Origin of the sequence: Anaerosolibacter sp. (genome assembly GCF_029240175.1) — a bacterium.
In the GTDB taxonomy this organism is placed as follows: domain Bacteria; phylum Bacillota; class Clostridia; order Peptostreptococcales; family Thermotaleaceae; genus Anaerosolibacter.
Map to the genome: position 1 here is coordinate 143927 of NZ_JARBTM010000001.1, position 19188 is coordinate 163114.

17 protein-coding genes are annotated in these 19188 nt (G+C 40.6%); 7 read left to right on the forward strand and 10 right to left on the reverse strand.

The window, feature by feature from the left end:
• Nucleotides 1–274: 274 nt before the first annotated feature.
• Nucleotides 275–1489, forward strand: a complete 1215-nt coding sequence (gene hisS, locus K0R93_RS00685) for a histidine--tRNA ligase (protein ID WP_300296014.1) — start codon at nt 275–277, stop codon at nt 1487–1489.
• 235 nt (nt 1490–1724) lie between these two features.
• Here hisS and K0R93_RS00690 read toward each other — a convergent pair whose 3' ends face one another.
• Nucleotides 1725–2288, reverse strand: a complete 564-nt coding sequence (locus tag K0R93_RS00690; protein WP_300296017.1) for a SprT-like domain-containing protein — start codon at nt 2286–2288, stop codon at nt 1725–1727.
• A gap of 103 nt (nt 2289–2391) precedes the next feature.
• Here K0R93_RS00690 and K0R93_RS00695 point away from each other — a divergent pair, with 103 nt between their 5' ends.
• Nucleotides 2392–2556, forward strand: coding sequence for a hypothetical protein (locus K0R93_RS00695; RefSeq protein ID WP_300296020.1), 165 nt, complete (start codon nt 2392–2394; stop codon nt 2554–2556).
• Between the two features lie 158 nt (nt 2557–2714).
• On the opposite strand, the gene K0R93_RS00700 is transcribed toward K0R93_RS00695, so the two are convergent.
• From K0R93_RS00700 to K0R93_RS00710, 3 genes are read right to left on the reverse strand one after another with little or no spacing between them, the layout of a single operon-like run.
• Nucleotides 2715–3494 carry a PD-(D/E)XK nuclease family protein gene (locus tag K0R93_RS00700; RefSeq protein WP_300296024.1) on the reverse strand — a complete coding sequence of 260 codons (780 nt, stop codon included), beginning with the start codon at nt 3492–3494 and terminating at the stop codon, nt 2715–2717.
• Complete coding sequence (locus tag K0R93_RS00705) at nt 3481–5691, reverse strand: ATP-dependent helicase (RefSeq protein ID WP_300296027.1); 2211 nt, start codon at nt 5689–5691, stop codon at nt 3481–3483. The genes K0R93_RS00700 and K0R93_RS00705 overlap by 14 nt, the downstream gene beginning before the upstream one ends.
• A gap of 47 nt (nt 5692–5738) precedes the next feature.
• Nucleotides 5739–7754, reverse strand: coding sequence for a UvrD-helicase domain-containing protein (locus K0R93_RS00710; RefSeq protein WP_300296029.1), 2016 nt, complete (start codon nt 7752–7754; stop codon nt 5739–5741).
• A 312-nt stretch (nt 7755–8066) separates the two neighbouring features.
• Here K0R93_RS00710 and K0R93_RS00715 point away from each other — a divergent pair, with 312 nt between their 5' ends.
• A complete protein-coding gene (locus tag K0R93_RS00715; protein WP_300296032.1) occupies nt 8067–9491 on the forward strand; it encodes a hypothetical protein in 1425 nt (474 codons plus the stop codon).
• A 31-nt stretch (nt 9492–9522) separates the two neighbouring features.
• Here K0R93_RS00715 and K0R93_RS00720 read toward each other — a convergent pair whose 3' ends face one another.
• Nucleotides 9523–11271, reverse strand: a complete 1749-nt coding sequence (locus K0R93_RS00720) for a sigma-54 interaction domain-containing protein (RefSeq protein ID WP_300296035.1) — start codon at nt 11269–11271, stop codon at nt 9523–9525.
• A gap of 219 nt (nt 11272–11490) precedes the next feature.
• Between K0R93_RS00720 and K0R93_RS00725 the strand changes: the two genes are divergently transcribed.
• From K0R93_RS00725 to feoB, 4 genes are all read left to right on the forward strand, one after another.
• On the forward strand, nt 11491–11652 hold the full coding sequence (locus K0R93_RS00725) for a hypothetical protein (protein WP_300296038.1): 162 nt from the start codon (nt 11491–11493) through the stop codon (nt 11650–11652).
• 88 nt (nt 11653–11740) lie between these two features.
• On the forward strand, nt 11741–12031 hold the full coding sequence (locus K0R93_RS00730; RefSeq protein ID WP_300296040.1) for a cell wall hydrolase: 291 nt from the start codon (nt 11741–11743) through the stop codon (nt 12029–12031).
• A 259-nt stretch (nt 12032–12290) separates the two neighbouring features.
• Nucleotides 12291–12509, forward strand: a complete 219-nt coding sequence (locus tag K0R93_RS00735) for a FeoA family protein (protein ID WP_300296043.1) — start codon at nt 12291–12293, stop codon at nt 12507–12509.
• A gap of 21 nt (nt 12510–12530) precedes the next feature.
• The gene (gene feoB, locus K0R93_RS00740; protein WP_300296045.1) at nt 12531–14390 is read left to right on the forward strand and encodes a ferrous iron transport protein B; all 1860 of its coding nucleotides are present in this window, start codon (nt 12531–12533) and stop codon (nt 14388–14390) included.
• Nucleotides 14391–14470: 80 nt separating this feature from the next.
• Here the strand turns inward: feoB and K0R93_RS00745 are convergent, their stop codons facing one another.
• The 5 genes from K0R93_RS00745 to K0R93_RS00765 all read right to left on the reverse strand — a co-directional run bounded on the left by K0R93_RS00745 (nt 14471) and on the right by K0R93_RS00765 (nt 19091).
• Complete coding sequence (locus K0R93_RS00745; protein WP_300296048.1) at nt 14471–14734, reverse strand: Gfo/Idh/MocA family oxidoreductase; 264 nt, start codon at nt 14732–14734, stop codon at nt 14471–14473.
• Nucleotides 14703–15497 (reverse strand): Gfo/Idh/MocA family protein, encoded by a 795-nt coding sequence (locus K0R93_RS00750; protein ID WP_300296051.1) that lies wholly within the window; start codon nt 15495–15497, stop codon nt 14703–14705. Before K0R93_RS00750 ends, K0R93_RS00745 begins: the two co-directional genes overlap by 32 nt.
• Before the next feature lie 44 nt (nt 15498–15541).
• Nucleotides 15542–17032 (reverse strand): tagaturonate epimerase family protein, encoded by a 1491-nt coding sequence (locus K0R93_RS00755; protein ID WP_300296054.1) that lies wholly within the window; start codon nt 17030–17032, stop codon nt 15542–15544.
• Nucleotides 17033–17200: 168 nt separating this feature from the next.
• The gene (locus K0R93_RS00760) at nt 17201–17722 is read right to left on the reverse strand and encodes a type 1 glutamine amidotransferase domain-containing protein (protein WP_300296057.1); all 522 of its coding nucleotides are present in this window, start codon (nt 17720–17722) and stop codon (nt 17201–17203) included.
• Nucleotides 17723–17837: 115 nt separating this feature from the next.
• On the reverse strand, nt 17838–19091 hold the full coding sequence (locus tag K0R93_RS00765) for an MFS transporter (protein WP_300296059.1): 1254 nt from the start codon (nt 19089–19091) through the stop codon (nt 17838–17840).
• Nucleotides 19092–19188 lie beyond the last annotated feature (97 nt).

A 19188-nucleotide genomic window follows, 5' to 3' on the forward strand; every position in this document is an offset into this window, starting at 1 on the left:
AAGCAAACCCTTGAAAGTTTTTTATAGATATGATATCATTCTTAATAATTTAAGGAGTGAAGGCAATGAATCAGTCAAAACTAATCAATCTGTTTATCCATCATCATCACAGCTAAGGCTTGTTTTATGGAAAAGAGCTTTCCATAGATACAGGCCTATAGGTATTTGTAGGTATTGTATCTGTGGTGATGGGACTCGATGATTTCGTATATATACACCCATGCAGATACAATGACTGTATGGGTTTTTTATTTGAAAAAAGGAGTGATATGTTATGAAGTTTAGTGCAAAACCAGTAAAAGGAACCTTTGATGTTTTACCCGGGGATATGGAGCTTCGCAATTGGGTTCGAAACGTAATTAGCAATGCTTACCTTTCCAGGGGATATACCCAGATTGAAACCCCTTGTATTGAAAACTTAGATCTATTGACCAACAGTGAAGGGGGAGAAAACCTCAGTCTTTTGTTTAAGATTCTTAAACGGGGCGAAAAGTTAGACTTCCAGGAGCTATCCGAAAATTCCCTATGCGATTTAGGCCTAAGATTTGATCTCACTTTGCCTTTAAGCAGATTCTATGCCAATAATCGAAATGAACTGCCTATGCCCTTTAAAGCTTTTCAAACCGGCTATGTTTGGAGGGCTGAAAGACCACAAAAAGGCAGGTTCCGTCAGTTTACCCAATGTGACATAGACATCATCGGTGACAAGACCATCTATGCAGAAATTGACTTAATGCTGACTGTACCAAAAGCATTGTATGATCTAGGATTTAAAAACTTTACCATAAAGATCAATGATAGACGTCTGTTGAAGCAGTTGGTATTGGCTGCTGGATTTGAAGAGAGCCAATTTGATACCGTTTGCATCACCTTAGATAAAACAGACAAAATAGGCACCGAAGGCGTCATCAACGATTTACAATCCAAAGGCTTTGAAAATGATAAGATTCAACAATTGCTCACCAGCTTAGAAACTGATTTGGGAAGCTTTGATAGCTCTTATGCCCAAGATTTGAAAAAGATTATAGATACTACCGGAAAGTATTATTCCATTATATTTGACCCTACCTTGGTAAGGGGCATGGGCTATTACACAGGGCCTATCTTCGAAATTGTCAGTGATGAATTTAAAGGCTCCATCGCTGGGGGGGGAAGGTATGACAATTTGCTGAGTAAGTTTCAAAACGAATCCATCCCTGCCGTTGGCTTCTCCATAGGATTTGAACGAATCATTGGGATATTAAAGGAAAGGGGCTTTACGATACCTAACCAAAAAAGAAAGATTGCCCTTGTCGTTCTGGATGAAATGTTTGCCGAAAAGGCCATTGACCTTTCAGAAAGCTTAATTTGCCAAGGAAATATTGTTGTGATTCATTATTTGAATAAGAAAAAATTAGGGAAGAAGATGGATGTTTTAGAGAAGGATGGCTACGAAATCATTCAAATCGTCGATGCGGAAACTACAGAAGATAGCTTTAGAAAACAATAAAGTTAAAAGGATTATATGTCGTTTATACTGGACATATAATCCTTTTTCAATGGCATTAAGTATTACGATTATTACCAAAACTTTTCTTCGGCTGTCATTCTGAGCGGTAGCGAAGAATCTTGGTTTAGCAGGTCTACCTTTAGGGTCTTAGATCCTTCGGCTCCGTTTCACTTCGCTCAGGATGACAAATTATGTTTTTAGTTAACGCTTATGCGTCTGCTCCTACGAAAATTTCTTATATTTTTCTTTCTTCGCACCGCTCCTTCAATACCATTCCAAAGTCTTCTCGAATTTTTCCTCCATTATTCTTCGCACATTTTCCGCAGTATATGGGCCGCTGTATTCTTCGGGTGCTCTTATAGATGCTTCCACATTGCTTACACCCATAGGTATATTGATACATATCCTCGTTAAATTTTGCCATCATACAGTAGCTGTTAAAAACATGCTCCAGGGTTTTTCTAAAAATCTCCCCATGTCCATGTTTCATTTTCCCCCGTTTGTAGAGATAATAATGGGTCAGCTCATGCTTTAAAATTTCGATCAATTCCTGTCTTCCAAATTTATCTACATAGGCTTTGTTCACATGGATCATGGCCAAATCGAACTTCGGTTGATACCGAATATTTGCGCCGGACGTTTTCAATCGATTCGACCAGGTTACTTCTCCAATATATTCTCCCTGTGCATAATAGCTATAGATTTTTTTTGTTATCCACAGCAAATCTCGCTCATGGATCTCTTCGATTTCTAAAACCTCTTGCAGCAATGCCTCTGTAAAAAGATCCCTTTGCTCCAATGTTGCTCTCTCCTTATGTTGTGAATGTTTCTGTTTCCCTTGTGCATAATAATAGTATCACATTCTGAAAAGAATTGTTGAATACTTTTTAAGGAGGATGGCTATGACAAGAAAAACGAAAAAAGGGATTGTCGGCAAAAAAATACCAACCCTTCATAATCGTGAAGACGTCGGCGTGGGCATGAGCTTTACCCATGAGCATGTATCCGATGGGGATGCCATTGAAAACCGTGTAGAGAAAAAGAAAAAAGAACAAGGCTTAGAATAAAAAATACAAAAAAAAATTTGGGCACGATATCGTGCCCATTTCCATAGCAGTTTTCCGAACTTGAAAGAAAGGAGTAATTTCTTTCATACTCTATTAATTCTATTCATTTTTAAAAATTCCTTCTGACTTTTCTAAAAATTAAAATAAATCATTCTACTTCATTCGCCATCCTCTTCCTGTTGATATGAAATCATGTCATAATTTCCAGGTTCTTTGTGACATATGCCATGATATTCACAGTATTTACAGACTTTCCTATCGGTTTGCTCTTTGTCAAAGGCATCAAAGTCAAATCCCTTTATCTCTCCAATCAGGTTCTCTAGAAATCTTTTGTCCTGCTCATATAATGCATCTGAGTATCTAATCTTAATGGCTTCCCCGGGATGATTGGGCTGCCAATAGATCATGCTCACATGTTGGGGTTGAATGGCTCCTCCAATTACTGCAGCCCCGGCTTCCACCATCAAAAACCGATACAAAATAGTTTGAAAGCTCCCCTGCACCTTGGAAGGAGAAAGAAGCTTCTCTTCGGTCTTCCAATCATAAATCGTAATGTTTCTCTCCTGATCTACTCGAATGAGGTCATACTTTCCTTGAAGCTTCAATTCCCCTTTGTTTAGTCTCAGCTCAAATTCAGGAAAATATTGATTGTCTGGGATCACTGGTGCAAACTGCTTTAGTGCCGCGATCCATTGATGCAGCATCTTCTCCTGAGGTATATTCTCAATGCCCGTAGGAATACCTAAAAAATAGCGTTCTGCCAAGAGATGAAAGCGCCTGCCCTGCTCCTGCCCCCGGAGCACATCGGGATTCGCCAACCGATTTAATTTCCAAGTAAGCCCCTCAAAATATCTTCTTTGAAATCGCAGTGGACAGCTTTGGAACAGCTGGAGTCCATATTGACTAAAATAAAGGTGTTCAAATCTAGTTTCCTTCATTGCTTCGTTTCTCCTCAATATAATTTTTCAGCACATGAAAATAGTGGGAAGGTGTCACATTTTTTCGCCCAAAGTCTGAATCATAGGCTTCATGACAGGAAAACAGCAGATTTTCCTTGGCCCTGGTAATCCCCACATAAAGGAGCCGCAGCCTTTCCTGAATGGTATCAACCCGTGCCTTCTCGATGGGAGATAAAGCATGGGCCTCGCCCATACGCATGTCCAGCTCCGCCTTAGCCACAGCCGTAGGATTCTTGTAATCATGTTTGAGAAACCAATAATCACTTCTGAATTTATCCTCTAGCTTTGCTGGAAATTCCTCAGAGGTCATACAGGTAAGGTATACTGTATCAAACTCTAACCCTTTACTCTTGTGATAGGTAATGAGGTTAATGGTGCCAGGTTCAGCCGTAAATCCGTTTCGTTCATAGACCAAATTGGCGAAATAATTATAGGTATTTCTTATGTACTTTAACTGGGCAGCCAACTCGGCCATTCTCCAATTCGGGTTAAGCTGCATCATGTATTGAATATCTAAAGCCACCTTTTGGGCAATGGCCATCTGTTCTTCATCAAAGTGCAGCGATTCAGCAATATGCAACACTAAGGCTTCTGGTTCCACGGTACTGGCTTCCATAAACCTCTTCAACACTTCAATATTTTCTAATAACTGCTTCCCGTTAGGACTGCTCAAAATCTCCCGGGGTACTTCTCTTTCTAGGGTATCTTGGTCTGCTGGGTAGAAAATATTCTCTAGGTAGCAGCTTCCTAAAAATCCTAAAAGCTCCTCATCTTCCTTTGTTTCTTCCTGTAGGTATTGGGTTAACAAGTGGATAAATTTCTCCTGATCATCGGGGTGGGCGATGAAATCAAGGATACAGCCCAAAGCCTCCGTGGCTCTCGCCCGCTCTTTTGGGAAGCTGCTGACCTCCCTGTAGGGAATATCCTGCTGATCCATGATCTCCTTTATCTCATCCATGATGTAACCATTTGGAATCAACACGGCGATAGTTTTGTCTTTATCCCGTTGTTTCTCAGCATTCTTTGCAATCTTTAACAGCTCTTCCCGCCTCGTTTTGGCTAGGATTTTTCCTATGGTATAGACCTGGGGTTTAGGATTTGGGAATGGGTCATCACCTCCTACGGGTGAAATCAGTTGGGGTTCAAGACTATCCCGGCATAATTCCGTAGGATGAAGTTCTTGAGACCATTCCACCAAGTAGTTGGCCGTGTCAATAATATCCTTTGAGTTTCTACTGGAAACCAGAATTTTACTGACCTGGGTTCCTTTCTGTTCACAATATCGTTTAAATAGTTTTGGGTCCGATACAGTAAAAGTAGACATGATGCTCTGATTGCTGTCTCCTACCCGGGCTAAGTTTCCGCTTTTTTCTGAAAGTATGCGCAATAGCTCCTCTTGGAGTATGCTTGAATCTTGGGCTTCATCTTCAAAAATATACGTATATTTCTCTTGAAACCTTTCTCTGAGACCATCATCGATCTTTAGCAAATCAATAGATTTCACAATCAGGTCATCAAAATCGATCATGCCCATGTGCCGCAAGTAACGTTCATATTTTTCATATACATCAAGGGTCATTCTTAAGAGGGAGTGTTGGGGAAGTCCTTTCAACAGATCCGGAACACGATGAATATCGATGCCTTTACATTTAAAGTAGGAGATCATTTCCTTACACACATTGTTGATTTTTTTTGTCCATTGATCGATCTTTGATTTTACCTGGAAGCTTTTATCCTTCTCATTAAACGCAATGAAGCTCTTGAAAACAGCGTCATTTTCTTCGATCCATTGACTCGTTTCCCGCTGTAGAATTCGGTTTTGCTCAATTTCATCCAAGGGGATAAATTCATCGGTTAGAAGCAAAACCTCTGGCTTTTCTTTGATAATCTTCATGGCCAAGCTGTGAAGGGTCATCACTTCAAAGCCCTTATTCCTGGGGAGACCCTTCTCTTCCAGTAGATCCCCTATCCGCATTTTAAAGTTTGTCACCGCTGAATTCATATAAGTAACAATCAGAATCTTTCCCGGCAAATGTCGCTCCTCTTTGATGAGATTTGCCGTCAAGACAGCCAAAGTAAAGGTCTTTCCAGCCCCTGGCACGGACGGTACTCCTAGAAAGCCCCCTCGGTAATCACAAACCTCTTTTTGACCTGGTCTTAATCGAATATCCGCCATCGTAAAAATCCTTTCTTCATGGTTGTTTCTTTAACCCATGATGACAATTATTTCTTGCTGCAAGTTCCCTGTAATTCAATACCTAACAGCCCCTCTTGCTCATAGCCGTGTTTGCTATAAAGGCTCTGGGCAGCAATAATTCTCTCACCACATCGGTTTATCAATCTATTCACTGTAATACCTAGTTTTCTCTTTCTAAAATACGCTCCTGTATCATCATTCCATGGCTGACTAGGATTCCACTTGGGAGAAAATACATAGGGATTGGTCAACGCTTTCACATCGCTGCTGGCCCACTCTTCTGACAGAACGTCGCTCCAAATCTGAACCTTTCTTTGATATCCAAAGGATAAATAGGTATAGGGCGTCACCAGAATCACATCTTCACAGTATCGTTTATGATGAATCTCTTCCTGGCTTTCTCCAGTCTTCATCCCCTTCTTGATGGCATCAATGAACCGTCGATTGATATCTATGCCCTCATTGCCAAGGGAAGCCATGACCATACGAAAGTTTCCCGCCGAATCGATCAACTGTTTACAGACAATCCCTTGTTTCTCCCCATGGGGCAGAAAAATAAGGACTTCTCCAAAGAATTTTTGAAAAAAATATTCAATATCATAGATTCCACCTGTCATGTAATCGTTGAGCCAACGCCTTAGGCTTTCATATTTCTTCAAAGGCCCTTGACCAATTCTTCTTTTCACAACCTCATCGATGTGTTGTTCTGGGGGAAGTTGGTAAGGCCTTTGCTTCATGATTTCCTTTGTCAGCAGATGACATCGAATAGGATCTATATCCAGAATTACCGATATGGTTACAGCCAAATCTTCGGGATTCGTATAGCAATCCCACTGGGGGTGGGCAATGGATGCCATGGTAACCAACGCTTTGACATATACCTGGTCGATGGCCCGTTTATTTCTTGCAATGCTTTCAACCCCATATCCTCCTTTTTCTAACTGACGCCGCAAGGTGTATTCTGTTACGCTGTCAGCCACGGGACATATGACTGCAATTTCTCTGGGTTTTACACCATCCTGTAATAAGGTTAAAACCTTTTCTCCTAGCCGATTGAGCATCTCGCTTCTCAGCTCAGCTTCCAATAATTCGATACAGCCAATGGCTGTTTCAACAGGTTGTTTATCAAATACTATGATATTTTTTATTTGTCCACCCATCCCTTTAAAGTGCTTGCCACGGGTGTAACATTCTTTTAACTCCACTTGGGTACATAACGGGAAAATAGTTTCCTCTATCAACTCAGGACATGCCCCTAAGGCCCTTGTCATTTCCCCATCTGTATTATAGGTCAATGCGCTCCCCTTGGCCCCTTCCAAAAGGTCAAGGATCAATGCTGCTTCTGCAGGCACCGCCTCTTCTAAATCATCTACAATCATAAAAGCATTTTGCTTCCGTAACAGGGCGCTATAGTCCTTATTATTCCTTAAATATCGGTCATAGAGATAGACCGTCATTCCATAATCAAGCACACCTTTTTCCAAGGTTTCTTCCATATATTGATCACAAATTTCCTGGATCTCCCGATAGACAAGGGGAGGTATTTTTCCCTGCTCCCCTTGGGTGCCGTAGAGGATTTCCCCAATCTGATCAAGGGCTACGCTGCCCATGGCTGCTTTCGATAAATTATGAATCAATTCCATGGCAATACGGTCCTGGGCAGCACCCACATCTAACAGCTTTCCCCTTCTCCGATGCTCATCTACAATCTGTTCCATGATACTTTGAGAGGTTTCTATAGTCATAAACACAGGCTCTAATCGCTGGTATTCCTGCCATGGTATTTCCTGCTGAACCAAGGGCCAATACTTTCTCAGTTCTTCCTGAACAAAGCCAAAATATGAGAACAGCTTAAGCTTTGCAGAATAACTGGGTTGGATGGACTCCTTCCACAGCTGAGACTGCCGCCGATTTCGCAGCAGTACCAATATTTGATGGGAGGCAACCCCCTGGTCCATCCAGCGCTGGTATTGGTTCATCAGCAGAGTGGTTTTGCCGCTGCCAGTTATGCCCTTGTATAAAGTAATCTTTCCTGCATGCATTCGATATCCCTACTTTTCCAATGGTTTTCTAGCTTCTATTTTACCATAACTTCACATCTTTGGTATCAGTATTCCTGTCATGGGCAATAATACTGACAAGCTCATATATGGGTACGCATCATCAAGCTTTTAACTTTCAACTCAAATATCTTTTAACCCTCTGGTTAGCAGTTAGCCGTTAGCAGGTCCATCATTTTTTATACCGCTAACCGCTAACTGCTAACCATATAAAGTAGTGATTCAGTTGGTGAAATCCATATAAAGATAAACACAAACTTAGCAACTATCATCAAATACGGAGAGGATTTTTTCATGGAACAGCCAATCATACACAGCTATAAAATGTATTTTATTCATCCATTCATCTACGAGGATAGTAATTATGCCAATATTATCAAGTGTCTGCTCCAAGAAGAAAGCCAATGGCAGCTAACGGTGTATAAGAGCGAAAAAGATGAAGATCATATCCGTACTGAGTACTTCCTTCCCCATATTATCAAGTTTTTATATCCCACCATGTATTTAAATGAAAAGGAAAAAAAAGAAGTGGACTCCATAGCCCCCCATATACTTAAAGAGTTGAGCAGTCTGGATTTTGTCCTTAAGCCAAATCTATTGGAAACTTATCAATCCTTTGATATCCTATGCGACGAAGCATCTTACACCTTAAATTTTGAAAATATACATTTAAAAATATTCCACGGTGGTGTAGGTTTTCTATACTTCTCCGTCATCAGTAAAGAAAACGAGTTGACATTGAATGATATGATCAGAATCAATCAGCTGATACGCCCCATTCGTCCCTTATACAAGGACTATCCCATGGCCCACCTTCGATTTCACAAGGATATACCCCTGTATACGCTAAAAGATCTTTTGGATACCCTTCTGGGTGAGATCAATGCCTTTGATCACAAGGAAAAGATCTATAACATCTACATTGATCGATTGATTTTCTACAGCTACGCATGTTTAAAAAAAGAATCCCTGGCTGCGGATCAATGGGTATATGAACGGAAAGACCTTGTAGAAGCCCTAAGAAGCTGCAGTCTTTATGAACCAGATAAGGAGAATATGATTCTATTAAGTTCAACGGACCAGGAACAGGTCTATTTTTCCCGTCACAAATCCTCCATTTACGGCTTTAGTAAAGAAGGCGGTGTTTTACTGACCATAGATAAGGATTTGAAAGGAGAGGAAATACTGCCCAATATCTGTGAAGCCTATATTCCCAGCTATTTTTCTACCTATTATTTGGATATCTTAATTCTCGCCCTATATCAACGCATCTCACTGATAAACTATTGTAGAAAACTAAGCATGCTTAAATCCCTCATTCATTATAAGCAGAAGATTGAGCACATTCGCTTTGAAATTCTTAAGTTTACAAATACTGCTTGGTTTACCCAAATTACCAATTCAGAACTGGGCATGGCTATCTGGAAGCATTGGTTTACATTGTTTGAGAATGAAGCCCTATACTGTGAGGTAAAGCAGGGCCTTGAAGAACTGGATGATTTCCTGGAGAGCAAAAGACAACATCGATTCAGCCTTAAGTTAGGCTTGATTACTGCCATAACCATACCCCCTACCTTAATATTCAGCTATGTGGGAAATGATTTTGATCGATTGTCCTTTTGGGACCTGCTTCATCCAAGGTTCTTAAGCAGCTCTTTCTTTCTATTCTTAGGTATGTTGGGTTTACTCTTTGCCATTGATAGATTTCATAAAACGTAATGAAGGAATGTCCCATGGGACATTCCTTCATTTATATTCCATATTTCCAGATCTTCTCATATAGGCTGGACCGACTGATATTTAATATTCGAGCCGTTTCTGTCCGGTTACCGCCCGTATTTTTTAAGCATTCGATAATCGCGTCTTTTTCAGCTTCCTCTAAAATATCCTTTAGTTCCCTTTTCCCACTGCTATGAACACTGATTTCTGACTTTTTTAGGTATCTTGGTAAGTGATTCATCTGGATTTCTTTTCCATAGTCGGCCAAGTTCACAGCTCGTTCCAAAACATTTTCCAGTTCTCGGACATTTCCCGGCCATCCATGACTTCTCATCTGCTTCATGGCTTGGGATGATATGCCTGTCACATAGTTACCAACCTGCTCACAGATTTTAATCATCAGATGCTGAATCAATACCTCTATATCTTCGGGTCTTTCTCGAAGGGGCGGAATCGTTATGGTCATTACATTCAAACGATAGTATAAATCCTCACGAAACTCTCCCTTTTCCACCATTTCTTCCAGATTTCTATTGGTGGCAGCAATGATTCTTACATTTAAAGGAATGTTCTCTACACCGCCTACCCGCTCAATTTCTTTTTCTTGAAGAACCCGCAGCAATTTCGCCTGCATATTATGGGGCATGTCCCCAATTTCGTCTAAGAAAATACTCCCTCCGTTGGCCAACTCAAACTTTCCCTTTTTTCCCCCTCTTTTTGCCCCTGTAAAAGCCCCTTCCTCATAGCCAAAGAGTTCAGATTCCAAAAGTTCAGCTGGTATGGCAGCACAGTTTACCTTGATAAAGGCGCCCATGGCACGGTTGCTTCGACTATGGATTGCGTGGGCAAAAAGTTCTTTACCTGTACCGCTTTCGCCTCGAATCAACACATTAGAATTGGTATGGGCTGCTTTTTCCCCTAGATATTTCGCTTCCTGCATCTTGTCGCTGGTCCCTACAATGCTGTCAAAATTATATTTAACACCACTTACCTGTTGCAATGCATCCTTATAGTACTTTAATTCCTTTTGGATCGTATTGATTTTGTTTGCCAAAATCCCCACTTCTTTAACATCTTTAAACATAATTTTTCCGACAACTGCTACCACTTTTCCTTCTTTTATGATGGGTATACGCATAACAACAATATTTTTACCCTTAATGTTTTGGATTTCCCCAATTTCTTCTCTGCCTGTCTTGGCTACAATATGAAGCCGACTGCTCTCAATTACCTCCGTGACGTGCCTTCCAACCACTTCATCCTTCTTTACACCAAGATAATCGGCATAGGCATTGTTCATCATGGTGACGATCCCATGCTCATCTACTACCACAATACCATCATATGCATTTTCTAATATGGTCTTTAGGATTTCTGAAATATGCTTTTCCATTTCTAGTTCTTGGGTAACTCGCTTTAAATCTGTAATATCCTGAAACACCGCCACTGCCCCAATAATTTCTTCACCTTTTTTAATGGGCGTTCGGTGAATTATCAATTGTCTATCATTGAAAATTTCTACTTTTTCCAGTTCCTTTTGTCCGCTTTTTATTACCTCAGGCAGCTTAGAGTTCGGCAGCACTTGATATATGCCTCGACCTAGACTTTCTTCAACCTTTGCGCCTAGTATTTTTTCAGCAAAATTATTATAAACAACAATTTCATTTTTTTTATTGATCGCAATAATGGCATTGTCTGCAGCGTCAAGAATGGCATTTAATATATCGTCATATTCATTTAAAAATATCTTCCTATCATCCAAATGGTCTTTCACTAGCATACAACATGCCTCCCTAAATGTACCAAGCTTATAACCTCATTATATCATAATTATAAAATTTTTCCCTTTTCTATAATTTTTGGTGCTATAGTCAACCATTGCTTTCATAGAACTTAAATATTGAGTGAATACTAAAATATATCTATAAATTTTATAGGTATAATCCCATTGACCTTTGTCTTCCAAGACAATTGATTCATCCAAAAGGAGGGATAACGGATGAAAAAAGTGCATCAATCATGGATCACATTGGCATTGGCTTTCATGATCGTCGGCGGCGGTGTAACCAATGCCTTCACCCCCACCGAAACCAAAGAACTAGTATATGATTGTGAAACCATATCACAAGATGAAGGTTCATTGCATTCCAGGCAATGTTAGTCGTTCTTCCTTTCGCTATTCCTGTACAGAAGAAGAATATCATCTTCTCGCAGCCTTGATCCATGCAGAGGCAAGAGGAGAAAATTTTATGGGAAAAGTTGCTGTAGGTAGCGTTGTCTTAAATCGATTAAAAAGTGAAGAGTTTCCTCGAACAATAAAGGATGTCATTTTTCAACCTAACCAGTTTACAGCGATTTCTGATGGACAAATTCATTTGATTCCTGAAAATGAATCTTATTTGGCGGCAGAGCTTGCCCTAAAGGGACATGACCCTACCGAGGGATGTTTATACTATTATAATCCTAAAATTTCTACTTCCAGATGGATATTTAACCGTAAAATCATCAAAGTTATTGGCAACCATCGATTTGCCATATAGCCATATATAGAATATAATACGCATATTACTGTCCTAGCTATTAAGTATTTCCAATCGTCTATTGGCAGTGAATATGTTAAAACAAAAATATCTTGTGACGAAAATCACAGGGTATTTTTGTTTTACAATATTGACAGTCATTCTCACTAAGTGTATGATTATTTTGTAACATCAATGAAAAATTATGCTATTTTGATGATAATGATTTTCATTATAGAATTGTATTAATTATTAATTTTATTTATAGGGGGTACATAGTATGACATTAGATTTAGCCATGAGAGGACAAATGATTGAGGTTGTTACCATTCCTGACGCGACGATCAGAGCCCAAGCTATTCGATTGGGTATTTATGAAGGTGCCAAACTTATTTGTTCAGAAAAACTCCCTGCAGGCCCTGTGATTTTACAAAATAGAATGCAGGAAATTGCCATAGGAAGGAATTTAGCAAAGAAAATAGCAATAAAGGCTTTATAATAACAAGGAGGTACTCGAATCATGCACTGTCATAATCCTGTTTGCACCATGGAAATTCCAGAAGGGGCTCGGAAAATTGTTCTCGCTGGAAATCCAAACGTAGGAAAATCCGTATTCTTTAATGCTTTAACTGGCATGTATGTAGATGTTTCAAACTTCCCTGGTACAACCGTCGATATAAGCATTGGTAAATATAAAGATGATGTGGTCATGGACACACCTGGTGTTTACGGTGTTTCCTCATTTAATGATGAAGAACGGGTAGCCCGTGATGTGATCCTTTTCGCCGATGTCATCCTCAATGTGGTGGATGCAGTTCATCTTGAGCGGGATTTATTTTTAACCCAACAGATTATCGATATGGGCATCCCTATGGTGATTGCCTTAAATATGATGGATGAAGTAAAACGAAATGGATTAAACATTGATATAGACCTTCTTTCCAAGGAGCTGGGCGTAGAAATTATTCCTACAACAGCCATTAAGAAGGAAGGTATGGAAGAAATGAAAGCTGCCCTGGCTAGGGCAAAGGTAGGGAACCGAATTCCTAAAGTAAAAACCCTCATGGAAAAAGTCGTTGATCAGGTAGATGTGGATGCAGAAGCCCTCCTTGTGGTGGAAGAAGATGAAAACGTTCTTGAACGACATGATTTGAAAAATCAATATGGAAACCGTGAAGAAATCTATAAGCTTAGAAGAAATCGAATCGATGAAGTTATCAATGCTGTTGTCACAACCACAAATCAAGGTGCTTCTTTCCGTACCAAACTCGGTCGGTGGATGTTAAAGCCAATCACGGGTATTCCAATTCTTTTTGTCGCATTGTATCTAACTTACCAAGCCATCGGCGTATTCGTTGCCCAGACAGTGGTAGGTATCACAGAAGAAGTTATCATGGGACAGTACTATTATGATTTCATCATGGGTATTATGACGAGGCTTGTCAGCGAGACCTCCTTCATAGGTCAATTGCTCATTGGTGAATTTGGTATTCTTACCATGGCGCCTATTTATCTTTTAGGTTTGTTGTTGCCCTTGGTAGTTGGTTTCTATTTCATTTTATCGATCATGGAGGATTCAGGTTATTTGCCTAGGATCGCAGCCTTGGTAGACCGTTTACTTACAGGATTAGGCCTCAATGGCCGCGCCATCATTCCCATGATTCTTGGTTTTGGCTGTGTCACCATGGCTACGATTACGACGAGATTATTAGGTTCCAAAAGGGAACGATTTATCGCAACCATGCTTTTGGGCTTAGCAATTCCTTGTTCTGCCCAGCTGGGTGTTATAGTAGGGTTAATTGCACCTCTAGGCGGAAAAATCGTTCTGCTATATGCTTCAACCATCTTTGTTGTATTTGTATTAACGGGAACTGCCTTAAACAAAATTATGCCTGGAGAGTCCACGGATTTATTGATTGACCTTCCACCGTTAAGAATACCTGTTGCAACAAATGTCTTGAGAAAAACCTATATTAAGTCTAAGATGTTCATCATGGAAGCTGGACCACTCTTTGTCTTGGGTGCAGTGGTGGTGACTATGCTACAATACAGCGGCACATTGGAAAGCATCATGGATACTTTTGCCCCAGTCACAGAAGGCTTCTTAAAGCTGCCAAAGGAAACAGCCCAAACCTTTATTATGGGTATCATCCGTCGTGACTTCGGCGCTGCTGGATTAAACGATTTGGTTTCCCAAGGATTATTAAATCCCTTACAAACGGTGATTGCCCTTGTTGTGATTACATTGTTCGTGCCTTGTATCGCAGCGATCATGGTCATTTTCAAAGAAAGAAGCTGGCAGGAATCAGCCCTGATTTGGATTGGAAGCTTTGTGATTTCCTTCCTGGCCGGCGGTGTATTGGCCCAATTGGTGTTATAAAAACAAATTTACTAGATATTAAAATCAGCCTAACCATCAAAGATGGTTAGGCTTTTATCATATAAATTCCATCTAGCTGTCTATAGCTTCACGGACTTCCCTGTCTTTGCTGACTCATAGATGGCCAAAATCAATGACAGGGCTTTCTTCCCTTCTTCACCAGTTACAAAAGGTTCTCGTCCCTCTTCTATGGCGTCTATCATATCCTGTATCTGCAGCTTATGGGCCTTAAAGTCAATCGCCATGGGGTCTGAGGCGCCAGTCTCTACCGAGGCTGTATCCTTTCCTTTCCCAGTTTCTTCTTTCCCTACCTCATAGCGCACTAACTGATCCCTTCGTGCCATGGATCTCCAACCGAGCTGGCAAACCTGGATGTACACAGGTTGAACCGATAATGGTGCCTAGTGCTCCATTTTTAAATCTCAATGCGGCAGTTGCCATATCCTCCACTTCAATTCTTTCATGGCCTAGAGTACTGCAGTATCCAAAGACTGATTCTACATCCCCCATGACATGAAGCAATAAATCAATGGTGTGGATGCCTTGATTGATCAAGACGCCTCCACCATCCATTCCCCACGTGCCCCTCCATGCCCCGCTGTCATAGTAATCCTGAGATCTGTACCACTTAATATGGGCATCTCCCAGTATCAATTTTCCTAGATTTCCCTGATCTACAGCATCCTTAAGGAACTGGGTCGATTCATCAAAGCGATGCTGGAAAATAATTCCAAGCTTTACATGACTGTCTTTGCAGGCATTTATTAATGCATCTGCTTTATCCAGGGAAATATCAATGGGTTTTTCAATAATGACATGTTTACCTGCTTGGGCAGCCGCAATACCGATCTCAGCATGGGTGCCATTGGGTGTTAAGATGCAAACAATGTCTAGGTCATCTCGCTGCAGCATTTCATGGTAATCGGTGTAAATATAGTCTACCCCAAAGTCTATCGCCAGAGCCCTTGCTTTATCTGTATTTGTGCTACAAACCGCCAGTAATCGCGCCTTTCCTATTTCTGCTATTGCCTTTGCATGGATTTTTGAAACATTTCCAGCACCAATGATGCCAAAATTATAAATTTTATCTGTCTTGATGTTCATCATCCCTTTCATTCTCCAGGTATTATAGTCTTTTAAAGCCTTAACCCCTATTTCCCCAATAGTGCAATATGCTTTCCAATATGCGTTATTAAAGCTTTATCGTATTCTTCTTCATAGATTTCCAATGTCTTAAAAAATTCGTCTTTAAATAAGTACTCCCCGTTCTTATTCACAGCTTGCAGCAAAATACCATAGGTGATGTGGATCAGTTGTCTTGCATTGTTCTCATCCATATAAGTAGGTAAGTCCTCATCGGTCACGTTTTCTAATGGCGTAATCCTTTGGATATCTGTGGTGACATGGTAATAGGCCTTTGCTTCTTGGAAATGATCCAATGCATATTGGTGCATTCTTCTATATAGACTAGGATTTACCTTTGCCATCACCCTCATGGCTTCCAGCCAATTGGTTCCAGCTGTTTTCACGTGAAACCGTCCCTTGGTATATTGTTCTATAATAGGGTATACACTGAACTTGTCACTTCCAGAATGGATACTCACCTTGTACCCAAAGGTATCCGCAATCTCCTTGTGAACTTTAAACTCCCTTTCAAACTGTGCCAGATCCCCAATATAATCAATGGCCTTTTGGAATTCACCGCAGAATCTCGGGGCCATGCTGGTAATGCTCACGTCCTTTGAATAGATTTCCCGGGCTACAAAATAGTGGGCTTCCGGCGTAGTGGGGGTTTCTGTCTCATCAATGGAGATTTCAAAGTCTATTTGTCTTCCTGCCTTCATGATATATGTGTTATAAATGGATATCATAAAATCTATGGCTTTTTCATATATCAATACATTCTTCATGAGGGTTTCCCGATCAAAATATAAAGTGTCTCCCATCAGTTGAAATTCTTTATTCAAATAATACGCCTCATACTGTTTTCTCAATGCACTAGGGAGAAGTTCGTATTTTTGTTGAATTTCCCTTATGGACAGCTGTGATATGGTATTGTCAATTTTTTCAGAGCAGTCCAGGGTAATCATGGTAAATCCAAGATCTAAGGCCATCTTTATATCTTCTGGGGTCTTTAGATGGTCCCCATCTGCGCCAAAGCCGTCTTGGTATCCTTCTTGAAATACTGCAAAGCTTGCAGCATCTAATACGTCCTGGTAGGTTCTACCCGTTAAATTCAACTCCCGTATACTCTGCTGTGCCAGAACAGGCCGTATCTCTTTTCCTTTAATTGTCTTGATATGGCCCGGGGATGCAAGTCCCAGCCGATCTCCAAAACCCATGGTTGCCATCTCTTGTCCAAAAGCTCTGGGGACCGTGAAATCGAAATATTTGTTCAATGTCCGCCTATTTTCATGGATTAGGGGGCAAATCTTATACCCATTCTCTTCCTGTCCTTGCAGGTCATTGCATAGCTGTCCCTCTCCAACTGCCAAGAGTACCTTCTCTCCTTGCAGCTTGGCCATCATTACCTTGACGCCGTCCTTACATTGAAAAGAATTCTTATACAACTTGATCCCTTCTATCCTTACATCCATATTACCGTTTCTCATTCCTTCTATAATCACATGGATATCCTTCACAATATTCCTCCTTCATCCTTTCGTTTAATGCACACGTGAACAACTTGCTTTTCAAGCTTTCCCCTTGAAACATCGAAACCAATGATAAAACGCTTGGGGGTGACCTTTCGCTAAACGATGGATCACCTCCAAGCGTTTTATCATCATTCAATATAGTTATTATATCCTTTATTTCCCTAAAACATCTATATATGCCTTCATGTACTCTGGCAAATCCGGTGGCCGACGGCTGGATACGATGTGGCCGTCCACGATCACAGGTACATCAAACCAGATAGCCCCTGCATTTTCCATATCATCCCGAATACCAGGCGTACTAGTGACCTTTTTGCCATTGAGAATCTTGGCAGATATAAGCACCCATCCCCCATGACAAATCTGTCCGATGGGTTTCTGTGCTTCATCCATTTTTTTGATCATCTCTAACACTTCAGGAAATCTTCTCAACTTGTCGGGTGCCCATCCCCCAGGTACAAGGATACCATCGTACTGGTCTGAGTCTACTTCCCCAAAGCTATAATCTGAATAGGCTGGCACACCATATTTGCCAATATACTGCTCCTTTGCCTTTTCCCCTACGACATCAACCTGAACGCCCTCTTCCCTCAATCTTAATATGGGATACCAGAGCTCTAAATCTTCAAAATCATGATGTATTAATGCGATTACCTTCTTTTTTTCTCCACTCATCTTCTACACCCCCGAAATATTTAGCCTTTAGTCCTCTCTTTTTCTTCTTATTTCTTCATAGATATCTCTTTTCCTTCATCCCTATGGCATTTCATATGACTTTATTCCTTTTGTTTTATACACCTTGATTTTCCAATACTCCTAATTGCTTCTTTTCCTCTTTCTGCTCTAGTATAAACATCAAAATCGTAAAAATCATTCCTATTCCTCCCATAAGGAGCCATGCTGGTTCAATACCGGTATAGGTCAAAATTTGACCCATGCCTATGGGTCCCAAGGTTTGCCCCATGCCGAAAATCATGGGAATCACAGCACTCATTCTTCCCCTATGGGATGCGGGCGTATGATTGGCAATAAAAGGCGCAGTGCTGATGGCTAGTAAAATCTCGCCCAGGGTAAAAATGAAAGCTGATATAAAGAAGTGGACTAATCCATTAAACAGCCCTAGCATACCGAATCCTATAGCATAAAGAAATCCTCCATAAACCATTCGTCGTATGCTTTTCGATTTTTGAAAATAATAGGTAATCAGTGGTGTAAACAGAATGACGATTAGTCCGTTAAAGCTAGCGAGGCTACCATAATACTCAGCCTTATGGGCAGGAAACTTCTCTAGCATATGAATGGGAATCAAAAAAGACCATTGGGAATACACAAAGTTAAAGCCAAATATAATCAACGCAAAATAAATCAAAACAGGCCTTTTTATAAGAACAGAAAAGATAGACCCCTGTTCACGTTTCTCCAATACACGGCTTTCATCGGTAATCTCCTCCTCTGTCTTATGGATGGTTTCCTTAATGAATAGGACCACCAAACTAAGGGATAACAGCGCAGTAACCGCATCCCCGAGAAAGACCAATGGAAGATATTTCTCATACAACATTCCACCGACAAATGGTCCAATGGCAAAACCTAGATTCCATCCCATGTAGGAAAGGGCATAGGCACTTTCTCGGTTTTGTGGGGTCGTGATATCCGCCATGAGAGAATCATGGGCAGGCCCTGCTGTCACCAAGCAGGCAGCGGCTGCCATAATCACATAAATCATTTTCATGGAAGGTATCATAAAACTACAGGAAATGTAGAGCACTGCCGCCATAGAGTCGAAAAGTATGATAACCTTTTTTCTTCCAATGGTATCCGCTAGTTTACCTCCAATCATAGACGCTGGTAAGAATAGCAGCCCTGCTGCACTGATATACACGCCTGTCAGTTGATCTGACAAGCCTATGCTGTCCTTTAGTATAATGGTCATCAAAGGCATGACAAAACAGCCCAATGCATTAATGATTCTCGCCACAAAGATTACATAGACCTCTTTGGGCAATCCTTTGTATGGTGTAAACAATTGTTTTAAATATTTCATTTTTCCAGCTCCCTCCTTGTAGGGTTAAAAGTTAGAGGTTAGAGGTTTTTGGTTTTGACTTCTAACCTCTATCCACTAACCAAAAACAAAAAGCCAT